This window comes from Phascolarctobacterium sp., assembly GCF_045124115.1.
GTDB lineage: Bacteria > Bacillota > Negativicutes > Acidaminococcales > Acidaminococcaceae > Phascolarctobacterium_A.
On record NZ_JBGVLF010000066.1, the window covers coordinates 1 to 12,236 of the forward strand.

At 38.5% G+C, this 12,236-nt stretch carries 17 protein-coding genes; 13 read left to right on the forward strand and 4 right to left on the reverse strand.

Annotated elements, in window-relative coordinates; all coding sequences use genetic code 11:
* On the reverse strand, positions 1-297 hold a 297-nt coding region (locus tag ACJMM4_RS09715; protein WP_405382778.1), incomplete at its 3' end, for an S-layer homology domain-containing protein.
* A 428-nt stretch (positions 298-725) separates the two neighbouring features.
* Here ACJMM4_RS09715 and ACJMM4_RS09720 point away from each other — a divergent pair.
* On the forward strand, positions 726-1,058 hold the full coding sequence (locus ACJMM4_RS09720) for a nucleotidyltransferase domain-containing protein (protein ID WP_405384231.1): 333 nt from the start codon (positions 726-728) through the stop codon (positions 1,056-1,058).
* 155 nt (positions 1,059-1,213) lie between these two features.
* Here the strand turns inward: ACJMM4_RS09720 and ACJMM4_RS09725 are convergent, their stop codons facing one another.
* Together ACJMM4_RS09725 and ACJMM4_RS09730 are read right to left on the reverse strand one after the other, a co-directional pair.
* The gene (locus ACJMM4_RS09725) at positions 1,214-1,486 is read right to left on the reverse strand and encodes a type II toxin-antitoxin system RelE/ParE family toxin (protein ID WP_405384233.1); all 273 of its coding nucleotides are present in this window, start codon (positions 1,484-1,486) and stop codon (positions 1,214-1,216) included.
* Positions 1,473-1,754 (reverse strand): hypothetical protein, encoded by a 282-nt coding sequence (locus ACJMM4_RS09730; protein WP_405379374.1) that lies wholly within the window; start codon positions 1,752-1,754, stop codon positions 1,473-1,475. Before ACJMM4_RS09730 ends, ACJMM4_RS09725 begins: the two co-directional genes overlap by 14 nt.
* 215 nt (positions 1,755-1,969) lie before the next feature.
* On the opposite strand from ACJMM4_RS09730, the gene ACJMM4_RS09735 reads away from it, so the two are divergent.
* The 5 genes from ACJMM4_RS09735 to ACJMM4_RS09755 all read left to right on the forward strand — a co-directional run bounded on the left by ACJMM4_RS09735 (position 1,970) and on the right by ACJMM4_RS09755 (position 4,158).
* A complete protein-coding gene (locus ACJMM4_RS09735; RefSeq protein ID WP_405384235.1) occupies positions 1,970-2,638 on the forward strand; it encodes a Fic family protein in 669 nt (222 codons plus the stop codon).
* A 244-nt stretch (positions 2,639-2,882) separates the two neighbouring features.
* Positions 2,883-3,209, forward strand: coding sequence for a YrbL family protein (locus ACJMM4_RS09740; protein WP_405384237.1), 327 nt, complete (start codon positions 2,883-2,885; stop codon positions 3,207-3,209).
* 22 nt (positions 3,210-3,231) lie between these two features.
* Positions 3,232-3,507, forward strand: coding sequence for a YrbL family protein (locus tag ACJMM4_RS09745; protein WP_405384239.1), 276 nt, complete (start codon positions 3,232-3,234; stop codon positions 3,505-3,507).
* A 28-nt stretch (positions 3,508-3,535) separates the two neighbouring features.
* A complete protein-coding gene (locus ACJMM4_RS09750; protein WP_405384241.1) occupies positions 3,536-3,877 on the forward strand; it encodes a YrbL family protein in 342 nt (113 codons plus the stop codon).
* Positions 3,823-4,158 carry a YrbL family protein gene (locus tag ACJMM4_RS09755; protein WP_405384243.1) on the forward strand — a complete coding sequence of 112 codons (336 nt, stop codon included), beginning with the start codon at positions 3,823-3,825 and terminating at the stop codon, positions 4,156-4,158. The genes ACJMM4_RS09750 and ACJMM4_RS09755 overlap by 55 nt, the downstream gene beginning before the upstream one ends.
* 70 nt (positions 4,159-4,228) lie before the next feature.
* On the opposite strand, the gene ACJMM4_RS09760 is transcribed toward ACJMM4_RS09755, so the two are convergent.
* On the reverse strand, positions 4,229-6,025 hold the full coding sequence (locus tag ACJMM4_RS09760; RefSeq protein ID WP_405384245.1) for a phosphoethanolamine transferase: 1,797 nt from the start codon (positions 6,023-6,025) through the stop codon (positions 4,229-4,231).
* Between the two features lie 272 nt (positions 6,026-6,297).
* On the opposite strand from ACJMM4_RS09760, the gene ACJMM4_RS09765 reads away from it, so the two are divergent.
* The 7 genes from ACJMM4_RS09765 to rfbB all read left to right on the forward strand — a co-directional run bounded on the left by ACJMM4_RS09765 (position 6,298) and on the right by rfbB (position 12,225).
* A complete protein-coding gene (locus tag ACJMM4_RS09765) occupies positions 6,298-7,062 on the forward strand; it encodes a glycosyltransferase family 2 protein (RefSeq protein ID WP_405384247.1) in 765 nt (254 codons plus the stop codon).
* Between the two features lie 23 nt (positions 7,063-7,085).
* Complete coding sequence (locus ACJMM4_RS09770; protein ID WP_405384249.1) at positions 7,086-8,273, forward strand: glycosyltransferase; 1,188 nt, start codon at positions 7,086-7,088, stop codon at positions 8,271-8,273.
* Positions 8,274-8,333: 60 nt separating this feature from the next.
* The gene (gene glf / locus ACJMM4_RS09775; protein WP_405384251.1) at positions 8,334-9,425 is read left to right on the forward strand and encodes a UDP-galactopyranose mutase; all 1,092 of its coding nucleotides are present in this window, start codon (positions 8,334-8,336) and stop codon (positions 9,423-9,425) included.
* A 2-nt stretch (positions 9,426-9,427) separates the two neighbouring features.
* Entirely contained in the window at positions 9,428-10,216 is a 789-nt protein-coding gene (locus tag ACJMM4_RS09780; RefSeq protein ID WP_405384253.1) for a DUF4422 domain-containing protein, read from the forward strand.
* A gap of 130 nt (positions 10,217-10,346) precedes the next feature.
* The gene (locus ACJMM4_RS09785) at positions 10,347-10,739 is read left to right on the forward strand and encodes an HI0074 family nucleotidyltransferase substrate-binding subunit (RefSeq protein ID WP_405384255.1); all 393 of its coding nucleotides are present in this window, start codon (positions 10,347-10,349) and stop codon (positions 10,737-10,739) included.
* A 23-nt stretch (positions 10,740-10,762) separates the two neighbouring features.
* A complete protein-coding gene (locus tag ACJMM4_RS09790; RefSeq protein ID WP_405384257.1) occupies positions 10,763-11,080 on the forward strand; it encodes a nucleotidyltransferase domain-containing protein in 318 nt (105 codons plus the stop codon).
* A 125-nt stretch (positions 11,081-11,205) separates the two neighbouring features.
* Positions 11,206-12,225: a dTDP-glucose 4,6-dehydratase gene (gene rfbB / locus ACJMM4_RS09795; RefSeq protein WP_405384258.1), complete on the forward strand. Its 1,020-nt coding sequence runs from the start codon at positions 11,206-11,208 to the stop codon at positions 12,223-12,225.
* The last annotated feature ends 11 nt before the right edge of the window (positions 12,226-12,236 follow it).

A 12,236-nucleotide genomic window follows, 5' to 3' on the forward strand; every position in this document is an offset into this window, starting at 1 on the left:
AGCTACGCGAACGCCCAGGTTGTCCAGTTCGTCAGCGAATTCAGCAGCCAGTTTGTCAACGTTAGCGCCTTTAGCCATAGCTTTAGCAACGATTTGAGCCATTTCATAACGGGTCATCAGTTTGTCGCCGCCGAAGGTAGCGTCGCCGTAGCCGTCGATTACGCCGGCAGCAGCCAGTTTGTTGATGGAGTCATAAGCCCAATGACCAGCAGGTACATCGGAGAACGGGTTAGCAGCGTATGCGGAAGCAGTTACGCCCAGAGCCATAGCCATAGCTAATACTAAAGATTTTTTCATTGTGTTTTCCTCCTTTAGGAAAATGTTTATTTTATAAAACATTCCTCGGGAGCCTGCCCTTCCATCAAACCTTGCAAGAGTTGCCTTGTTTCCTCTGCTATTGATTTCCGTTTCAGCTACCTTGAAAATGTTCTATAAGCATAATCAGCAAAGTATTTTGCTATGGATAAATTATAGTAAACTTTATGTAAATTATACAATTCTCATTGCTTATATATTCATTAGTAAAACTTCTATATAGAGTAGCTGTGTGTGCTAGATGGATAAAGCTGTGAACGTGTGCAGTGTGAAAGAACAGTATGATGCAATGCTAGGTGCTGTATGATAAATATATTGTATACAAGGGGAAGGGTGGGGGAGGACGCTAGATTTTGTTTGTAAACTCTATGAAGGTGCGTTATAATTAAGGTAAGCGAGGGGGTGACGAGATGGTTGACCATTTGAAGGAAGCAGAAAATATTACAACGTTGGTGCATAAAATTGTAGATGCTACGATGCCTGTGAAGGTGTATTTGTTTGGCTCAGTAGCAGAAAATAAGGAAGGTGCTGATAGTGACTACGATTTCTACGTTGTTGTTGGGGATGATACAGCTAGTACGTTGAAAACTGCGACCAAAGCATATCGTGCTATTCGTGGTTATAAATCTCGTCCGGTCGATATTGTCGTAGGAAAGGAAAGCACTTTTGAAAAGCGTAAAACTTGGGCGTTATCGGTAGAGCAAGAGGTTGCTACGAAAGGAATTCTTGTGTATGGACAATAATGTAAAGGATGCTAAAGAAGCATTGCGGTTTGCACAAGAGATACTTTCTTGGGCGGTAACGGAAATAGCAAAACATTGAATATTACAACAAACACGGCCGACGTCCGCGTGCTTCCTAAAGTGAGGGAAGAATGCGGACGTCGGCCGTTAGTTGTTTATTTATAAATATCTTCGCGGGAGTCAATATCAAATACAAGGATGAGGATTTTATCATCTTGTACTTGAAATATCGCTCTATATTTGCCAATGCGCAGACGGAAAACGTTGGCTGTAGTGCAACGAAAAACTTTGATGTCGTACTTAAAGATGTTATTAGGATAATCGGCAGCGATTTCTGCAAATGCTTTCAAAAAGCGTAGACCTTCAGGTTTATGTTTGAAGATAAATTTTTCCGCAGCTTTGAGGTAGCGTACTTTATACGAGGTCATCAATTTTTATTTCCCTGCCTTCATCCGTATTTTCCTCGATAAGTTTAGCATATTTAGAGTTAAATTCTTCCTGTTCATCTGCACAAACGAAATCGCAGTGGGATTTTATGTATTCTGCCATTTCTTGGCGTTCTGCTTGTTGTATATAAATGATGGTGCATTTTCTTAAAGTTTCGGAAAAGCTTTGTCCTGTTTTTTTAGCATAGTCGCTGATAATTTGGTTTTCTTCCGGCGTAATGGTGATGCTTTTGCGTAATGCTGTTGCCATGATGCAGTTCCTCCTTTATGATATGCCTTATATGTATAGTATATACTATGCATACTATTTTGACATGTGAAACTTTAGTGAATGGGATAAGTTATTTTCTGTTTTATGGAAATGGTGTATAATTAACCTATATAAGTTGAATTTATTACTTTTTCAGTATAGTACGTTGGTAAATAGTTTGTCTTGCGCTTGTAGAAAGAGAAGGTAGTTTAGATATGTATAGTGATCTTTATTATGATGATTTAATGGTGCGTATGGCGCATCATAGCACTGCTATCGAAGGCAATTCTTTGAGTCAGGGTGAAACCAAAAGCATATTGATTGACCGTATTGTGCCAAGAGTAGTGGAAATGCGTGAATTGTACGAGGTAGAAAATTATGGAGATTTTATGCCCGTGATGTTAGCTGATGTGGCTAATAAAATACCTATTGATATTGAACTGATAAAAAAATATCATGAACTTCTTTGCAAAAAAACTATTGAACATGTTCCAGGTAAATTTAAAGTTGTACCTAATAACATAGTTGGTGCAGATTTTACACCTACACCGCCTTATCGCGTGCTTACAGATTTAGAAGAATGGCGTAGAAATTTAGTTGCACAAATGGAGTATGCTCAAGATAATGATGCTATTGTGGAAGTAATTTGCAGACAGCATTTAGTTTTCGAGCGCATTCATCCTTTTCCGGATGGCAATGGACGTGTGGGTAGAGCATTAATGGTTTATATGTGCTTGCTTTATGGTATTACGCCTATTGTGATTACTAAAGAATTGCGTAAAGAGTATATGATGTATTTGAATACTGCGAATATTGCAGGGATGGTGGCGTTTTGCAAGCGTTTGCAGAGTGCGGAACAGGAAAGAATAGCAAGCTTCGCATAATAGTAGATATCACAACAAATACGGCCGACGTCCGCGTGCTTCCTGAAGTGGGGAAGTAGGCGAAAGTCGGCCGTTGATGTTTGCAGAAAGTAAAATTTATGTTAAGGTTTAGTTAAGTTTGCTATTACGATTGCTAGAAAAATATGTTATAATCGATATTTAGAAGGTCGGAATATTCCATGAATTAATAACTGTACGAGTATTTATGGAAGTTCTAACGTATACATAGGTAGGAGATTTGATTATGGCAAGTGATAATGAAGTTTTACAACTTACGGAAGAATTGTTGATTGGCAATGGATACCATAAGTCTGCATATTGCCATCCATTTGATGAAAAGTTGTGCGTAAAGATTTTGCATTTTCATCCGGATACGGATATGGAACGTGAACTTGGTTTCCGTAATGCGTGTAAAAAAAGAATAGCTAGCTCTGTATTGCTGCCTCAATATTTCGGTACTATTCCTACCAATTTAGGAGAAGGGCATGTGTACGAGCGTGTTTGTAATTATGATGGAAGCACTAGCAAGACTTTAAAAGAGTTTTTGAACGCCCCCCCCAGAAAAAATTAATGTTTCCTTTATCTATGAATTGTTGTCGGATTTTAAACAGAATTGGTTACGTGAGTGCATAGTCACTTCCGATGTCGACTTGGTGAACTTTTTAGTGCAGGAGGAATCTCCTTCTAAAGCTACGGTAAAAATAGTTGATAATATTGGTACGCCGGTAATGATTCCTTTGGCATACTATTTTGAACACTTTGCCAAAAAGCGTGCAAAAAAGTATTGGCACCGTTTTGTGGCGAGGCTGCAACAAGAGCATCCGCAAGTTCTGTGGCCGGAATTGTTTGTAAAGTTAGATGAATGTTAAAATAAAAAAGCTGAAGGAGAATCTATCTATGAATAAAGAAGTCGATGTTTTACAACTAACTAAGGATTTAATCATTGGCGTTGGTAATCATAAAACAGCATATAAGCATCCTAGTGATAGTTCCTTATGCGTTAAATTGATTCACTCTGAACCTGATCCTGATATTGATCGAGAGTTGGAGTTAAGGGAGAAATGTAAAAAGAGATTAGCTAATTCTATACTGTTGCCTAAATATTATGGAATCGTGCAGACTAATTTAGGTCGCGGATATGTCTTTGAAATGATCCGTGACTACGATGGGGGGGATCTCGCTCTTTGGAAGATATACTACGTGATAAGGCTGCAGGAAAAGACGTTGCTTTTGATGTAATGGAGTTGCTGCTAGATTTCAAGAAAAATTGGTTTAGCGAATGTGTAGCTGTTTCTAATACTGACTCCAAAAATTATATTTTGCAAGTTCTAGCACCTGGTAAGGCGGTGCTGAAGATTATTGACAATATTGGCACATCTGTGAAGATTCCTTTAGCTTATTACTTTGATTATTTCGCTAAAAAACGAGCAGAACGGTATTGGTTGCGTTTCGTAAAGCAGCTTCATAGGGAATATCCCACAATAATTACGGATAAAGAAGTGCAGCTACTATTAAAATAATAAATTTATAACGGCCGACGTCCGCGTGCTTCCTAAAGTGGGGAAGAATGCGAATGTTGGCCGTTTGTGTTTAATCTTCGCTTGTGTCGAGGGATAAAGGCGTTTTGCCTAAGTTTGTGAGCAATGTATCTTTGGAGTATTTATATTTAGGAGATGCAAGCGAATTGCTTTCGACAAATCGGTTGGATTCGATATTAAATACGCTGCACATAAGCTCGTAGGCTAAGTCGTTGGTCCAATATTTTTGACTGTTAGCTTTAAGGGCTTCGTAAGTTACGGGGTTCTTTTGAATATACTCGTCAGAGAAATATGCAAACAAGGGGATGCGTACACTGCCAAAGCCTTCAAATTTGGGAGATCGCCGTTTATCAGGCATTGAGCCATGGTCGGAGAAATAGACGAAAGCCTGCATATTGAGCTTTGCTTGAGCATAGGCAAAAACTTGGCTTAAGACGTAGTCGGTATAAGCAATAGAATTGGCGTAATTTACTTCTAAATCGTATTTGCCGGGTGTGCCAAATTTAGTAAAGCTTTCCGGATAACGGTTGAGAAAGTTAAAATGGCTACCTTTCAAATGCACTACCAAGAAATTGTTTTTATTTGGATCAATTTCATCCAAATATTTTAATAAAGACTCGTCGAACTGCACTTCATTAAGCTTTTGCTTGGTCCATTTTGCTACATCGGAGGTTTCTGCTAATAAAGAAATGGGCGTGTCTGCACAGCCAAGATGGCCTTGATTGCTGTACCAGTGCACTTTATAGCCTAGTTTGTGGGCGATGTCAACAATGGAGCAAGATGTAACAAACTCTTTGTCATTATATTGATTAAATTCTGTTAGTGCTCTAGATAGTGATGCTACTGTATTAGGAACCGTAGAGTAAGCATGGGGAACTAGAATACAGTTTTTATCAGCTTTTAATTTATCCAGCCAAGGAGTTGTTGGCAGAGGATAATTTTCATTAAAAGCGTGCATATAGTCGCGAGAGGCAGATTCGCCAATAACCATAACTATGGTTGAAGGTTTATCAAAAGGTCGGGTTAAAGTTTTTACTCGCAAGGAATCCATACGGGCTTGGGTATTAGCCTTATAGCTTTTATTATTATCACGGTATTCTTTTACATCAAGATAAAATTCGCCAATACCTGTTCTAACGAAAACGCCTTTTTTCTTCTTCCACAAGTAGTCAGTTAAAAAGATCGCTAGGGCACCTAAAATACATGCTTGGTAGATATTGAGTTCTATAGAACTTTGCAAGAAAGCATAGTTTATTTTGAAGAAACCGTAGCAGCTGCCTCCGACGGCAAGAATGCTGACCAGATTTAGGACGACGGGCATTTGCTTGAAAAACTCTATAATTTCGTTGTAGTTTGTGTCCTGCAGCATTTGCATACCGGTTTCGCTGATGCATTCTTTATAGAGTAAGTAGTAAATAATCAAGGAAACGGGGATGAGGAACATGAGTACTTCCACTATAGTAACTAATACTGCTACAGGAATATTTGCCCATGCAGGCAGGTAGTGAGCGATAATCAGCAGGGAGGAAAGCCAAGCGACTAGGTAGTAACCGAAGACTGCTTCAAAATGAAATTCAAAGTCCGGAGAAACCTTGTGGTTGCTGATGTAAAAAAGTGTGGGATAGGTAAAAATCCACATAAAAGCGATAAACAAAGCTCCTAGAAAGAATGGAGCTTGGATACTGATGCCAACTAGGGCGATGGGAGCAACAGCTGCCAAGGCGCAGGGAATATAGCGACGCATTTGCAAATAGGTGGCTTTGTTGCCAAGACCATGGGAGATGAGCAAATAAAAAGAATATGAGAGAACGTAAAGCACGAAAGCGAGAATTAGATATGGTTTATACATGGCAGACTCCTTTAGATAAATATCATTGGCGAAAACATCAACTATATTATACTACAAATATTAATTGTATATAAATTTTTTGAGGTCATAGGAAGTAAGTGATAAAAGCAGAAGTTTTGCATTTTCTTATGGGGAACGAGTGCATAAATAAAGTCATAGCCATTGTTTTTTATAGTGTAAGAGATTATACTATAAAGTGAAGTAGCGTGTACTGCAATAACACATTTACGAGTGGTATTAAACTGTAAAATAAATTTTTTGATAGGTGTGCAATGAACGATTTAACTGTAGTTGTTTTAACTAAAAATGAAGAAGCGAATATTGTTGATGTTATAAAAAATGCCAAGCAGGTTACGCCCCATGTTTTGATTGTGGACTCCGGTAGTACGGATAAGACAGTGTGGTTGGCGGAGGAACACGGTGCGAAGGTAGTATACCGTGCGTGGGATAATGATTTCTCTGCTCAGCGTAATTTTGCTTTGGAGCATGTGGCGACAGAGTGGGTTCTGTATCTTGATGCAGATGAAAGGCTGAATAAGGAGCTGTGCGAAGCCGTTGTTACAGTGTTAGAAGAAGGAACGCCTGCATCCTACAGGATGGTACGCAAGAACAGTGCTTTCGGTCGTGATTTTAATTATGGGGTTTTAGGGCCTGATTCTGTGGTTAGGTTGTTCCCTACGGCTGCTGTCAAATGGGTGGACAAGGTGCATGAGCGCCCAGTGACAGGGTTGGAGGAAAAGTTGCTGAAGGGGTATATCAAGCATTATACTTATGACAGTTTTGCTACGTATTTGGAGAAAATGAATGTGTATTCCTCCATGGGTGCGGAGAATAACAAAGCTAAAGGGAAAAATGTCAGCGTTATTGGCGATTTAGTATTGCGACCTGTTTATGCATTTTTCAAGATGTATTTTTTGAAAAAAGGGTGTTTAGAAGGTTGGTTAGGGTTTGTGCTCTGCCTAAATTATGCTAATTATACGTTGAATAAGTATGTGAAGTTGAAGTTGATGAAGGAAAGAGCTAGAAAAAGCTTGTGATTGATAAAGAGTGAGGTGCGATTATGAAGATTATGTTGGCTTGCGTATCCAAAATGGTTGGTGATACCGGTGGACTAGCCAAGGTTACTTGTGCTATGGCAAATGAGTTCATTAATAGAGGGCATGAAGTTAGCTTAGTTTATGATGATGAGCATGTAGGAGAGTTTTTCTATTATGTATGTGATGAGGTAAGAAGGTATAATCTTAGAGAATGTGCTGATGGTAGCATTATAAAATATCCTTGGTATTTAAAGATTTTGCGAGAGATTTTACGCAGTGGCAGCAAAATCAAGGCTCGTACTGTGAATAATGCTTTCAACGAAAAATTTTTAGTGGAAAATATGCGTAGATATTTGCAAAAAGAGAACCCTGACATTGTAATCACATCACAACCTGCTGCAAGCAAGCTGATTTTGTGCGATATCAAGGCAGGTGTTCCGGTTATTACTATGTCTCATTGTGATCCAGAGGACTATTTCCATACATATCCCAAGGCAGAGTTACCTTCTTTGACAAAGAGTGCGGTGTGTCAGGTTTTGCTACCTCCTTTTGAGCAGCACATTAAAAATCATGATCCTGAAGCCAAGACTATTACGATTGGTAATGCTATCCCTCAATATGATTTTCAAGCTGAACTGGATAAAGATAAGCCTGTGCACAAGATCATTTTTGTTGGTAGATTGACTAAAAATCATAAGCGGCCGCATTTGTTGATTAGTGCTTTTGCTAAGTTGGCTGCGAAGTATCCTAATTGGCAGGTGGAACTTTGGGGCGCCAAGGACAGACCTGCTTATTATAAGGAGTTAGAGCATATTGTTTCTAGCAATCATCTAGAAAAACAAGTTTTCTTGAAAGGGACTACGGATAAGGTTGGCGAAAAGCTGAAAGAAGCAGATATTTATGCTTTCCCAAGTGCATATGAAGGGTTTCCGCTTGCTTTGGGTGAAGCTATGAGTGCAGGCTTACCTTCTATTGGTTATAAAAATTGTCCTGCTGTTAACGAGATGATTATTGATGGCAAGACTGGTATTCTGTGTGATGAGGGCGTAGATGCTTTTGCGGTTGGACTCGATAAGCTGATGAGCGACCAAGAGATGCGTGTACGCATGGGCAAGGCTGCGAAAGAGGCGATGTTGGAATATGCACCGAAGAGGGTGTGGGATAAGTGGGAAGAGTTAGTAGAGAAGGTAGTTAAGGGAAACGGGCGGTAATAGTACTGCAAGTGTGTAAATGTTAAATGCTAAGTTGTTAATGATAGAAGGAGAAATTTTATGTATGATTATTTGATAGTTGGTGCTGGACTTTTTGGCAGTGTTTTTGCTCATGAGGCAACTAGAAGAGGTAAGCGGTGCTTGGTTGTAGATCGTAGAAATCATATAGGTGGTAATATTTACTGCGAAAGCATTGATGGAATTAATGTGCATAAATATGGTGCCCACATCTTCCATACAAGTAATAAGAGAGTGTGGGATTATGTTAATCAGTTTGCAGAATTTAATAACTACATAAACAGTCCTGTTGCTAATTACAACGGAGAGATTTATAATCTACCATTTAATATGAATACTTTTAGTAAAATGTGGGGAATTTCTACTCCAGCGGAAGCGGCGGATATAATAGCTCACCAAAAGACTACTATTAAGGGAGAACCTAAAAATTTAGAGGAACAAGCCATCAGCTTGGTTGGCACTGATATATATACTAAACTTATTAAGGGATATACTGAAAAGCAATGGGGAAGAGATTGTACTAAGTTGCCTGCATTTATAATCAAAAGATTACCTGTACGCTACACATATGACAATAATTACTTTAATGATCGCTTTCAAGGAATTCCAATGGGGGGGTATAATGTTATTGTCGAGAAACTGTTGGTTGACAGTGATGTTGAACTAAATGTAGATTTTATTAAGCAACGGAACAAATATGATAATGTAGCAAAGAAGATTGTTTATACTGGCCCCATTGACGAATATTTTGATTATAGATTGGGACAATTGGAATATCGAGGTCTGCGTTTTGAAACAGAATGTATAAAAAAAGAAAACTATCAAGGTGTAGCAGTGATGAATTTTACTGCAAGAGAGGTGCCTTATACACGAATTATAGAACATAAACATTTTGAGTTTGGTAAACAGCCTATAACATATATTACAAGAGAATATCCATGCAATTGGATTCCTGGAATGGAAGCGTATTATCCAGTTAATGACGAAATAAATCAAAGATTATATCAGAAGTATGCTGAATTAGCTTCTTTAGAAGAAAAAACCATTTTTGGTGGAAGACTAGCTGAATATAAATACTATGATATGGATAAGATTGTTGAAAACGCCCTTGCGTTGGCTGAGAGGGAAATATAACCATGGATATAAAAATATTAGTAGCTACACATAAAAACTACTGGATGCCCGAAGATGTGGTATATTTACCATTGCATGTAGGGCGTGAAGGTAAGAATGACCTTGGATACGTGGGCGATAATACAGGAGATAATATTTCAACTAAAAATTCTATGTATTGTGAATTAACAGGTATGTATTGGGCTTGGAAAAACTTGAAGTGTGATTATATAGGATTATGCCATTATCGTAGGTATTTCTGTTTTCCATCAGTGTCCGGTAATCCAGATAGTCGTAAAGAAAATGTTTTCCAAAAAGAAAAATATGAACAATTGCTTAAAAATAATGATATAATTTTACCTTTTAAATCTAAGGTGAGCAAGAAAACTGTAAAGGAACAATATTGTGCATCGCATTATGGTCGCGATTTAGAAGTGACGAGAGATGTTGTTGGCGAACTTTATCCAGAGTATATTGATAGCTTTGATTCTTTTATGTCAAATAGAAAAATGTTCTTTTTCAATATGTTTGTTATGAACAAGAAGTTGTTTGATGAATATTGTACGTGGCTTTTTGCAATATTATTTGAAGTTGAAAAAAGAACTGATATATCTAACTATGATACGTATCAATCTAGAGTATATGGTTTTTTAAGTGAGCGTCTTTTTAATGTGTGGGTAGCACATAAAAAACTCAAGGCTGCTTATGCAATGGTAGAAAACATAGAAGAAACCAATAATCATATTTATTTGCACAGACTAATTAGAAATTTAAAGTATAGGGTTATAGAAAAATTAGAAGAACTAATTTGATTCTAAATTATAAATCTGATATGTTTCTGTCCGAAGTGGACCACGAAAAATATCCGGATGTAAAGCAGAAGTATAGGTTTGAGTTGGTGGAAGAATAGAGATTTTTATTACTTGGAAGGAGCATTGCTGTATGAAGAAATATGAGAATTTTGTTAGGGCATTAGAGAATTTAAAAGATATCTTTGCGTACGATGAGCCTTATAGCAATGTTATATTGACAGGTTTAGTTGGTTTATATGAAATTTGCTTTGAGCAATCATGGAAAGCCATGAAAGAAATTTTGGATACCCAAGGATATTCGGAAGCTAAGACCGGTTCACCACGCCAAATTCTGCGTACTGCATACCAAGCAAAAATGATAGATGACGAAGCGCTTTGGCTAGAGGCGCTTGTTGCACGCAATAATGTGTCCCATGCTTATAATCAGGCAATAGCGTTAAATATTGTGCGCGAAACTAAGGAGAAATATTACGCCCTGTTTGTAAAATTACAGCAGGAATTAGAACAGAATTGGATAATGTGAGATCTATCATAAGAGGTTTATTTATGAGTACTGAACAACAACCTTTATATAAAAACACGGGGCTAAAGGTAACACTCGTGGAAGAAATTATCGGCTACGCTAAACAGTATGGTGTAGAGAAGCTATACCTTTTTGGCTCCCGTGCTAGAGGTGATTACAAAGAGCGTAGCGATATCGACCTAGCCTTTATTGGCGGCGATGCCAGCAGATTTATCTTGGCTATGGATGAAGACACTTATACACTGCTTTCTTTTGACGTCGTAGACTTAGGCAAGCCTGTGCAAGAAGAACTTCTACAGTCTATTCGTAAGGAAGGCGTGCTGTTGTATGCCAAAGATTGATTGCTATGAATTTGCTTTATAAAGTACCAAGTGGTAAAGGACGTAAGTTTATTTATAAGCTGAATGTGTAGTGACTTTACATTAGACTTTACATCTATGAAGAGTATTTTTTAGAGGTTTTTCGCGTGACTATTATCGTTACAGGTGGTGCCGGTTTTATTGGTTCTAACTTTATATTCCACATGCTGGCGAAATATCCTGATTACCGTATCATCTGTTTGGATAAATTGACTTACGCAGGTAATTTATCTACTTTGGCAGGTGTGATGGATAATCCCAACTTCCGCTTTGTGAAAGCAGATATTTGCGACCGTGAGGCAGTGGAGCAGCTTTTTGCAGAAGAACATCCTGATATCGTAGTCAACTTTGCTGCGGAAAGCCACGTGGACCGCAGCATTGAAGACCCTGGGATCTTTTTGCAGACCAATATCATGGGCACAGCAGTGCTTATGGACGCGTGCCGCAAATTTGGCATTACCCGTTACCACCAAGTAAGTACGGATGAAGTTTACGGTGATTTGCCTTTGGATAGAGCGGAGTTGAGTTTTACAGAAACTTCACCGCTGCGTCCTAGTTCTCCCTATAGCAGTTCTAAAGCATCGGCGGATCTTTTGGCGCTGTCCTACAAGCGTACCTATGGACTCCCTGTAACTATTTCCCGCTGTGGTAATAATTATGGGCCATACCAATTTCCAGAAAAGTTGATACCCTTAATGATTAGTAATGCCTTGCAGGACAAGGCGTTGCCTATTTATGGTTCCGGGGAGAATGTGCGGGATTGGATTTACGTGGATGATCATTGTAAGGCTATAGACATTATTATTCATAAGGGGAGAGTTGGCGAGATATATAATGTTGGCGCTAGTTGCGAAATGCCCAACATTGATATTGTAAAATTGATTTGTAAGGAACTGGGTAAGCCGGAAAGCCTTATTACCCATGTTACCGACCGCAAAGGACATGATATGCGTTATGCTATTGACCCGACCAAGATTTACAACGAGCTGGGTTGGTTGCCGGAGACAAAATTTGCGGATGGTATTAAGAAAACTATTAAATGGTATTTGGAGAACCGCAAGTGGTGGGAAGACATTATCAGCGGTGAGTACAAAAACTATTACGAGAAGATGTATAGTAAGAGATAATACTTAGTTTG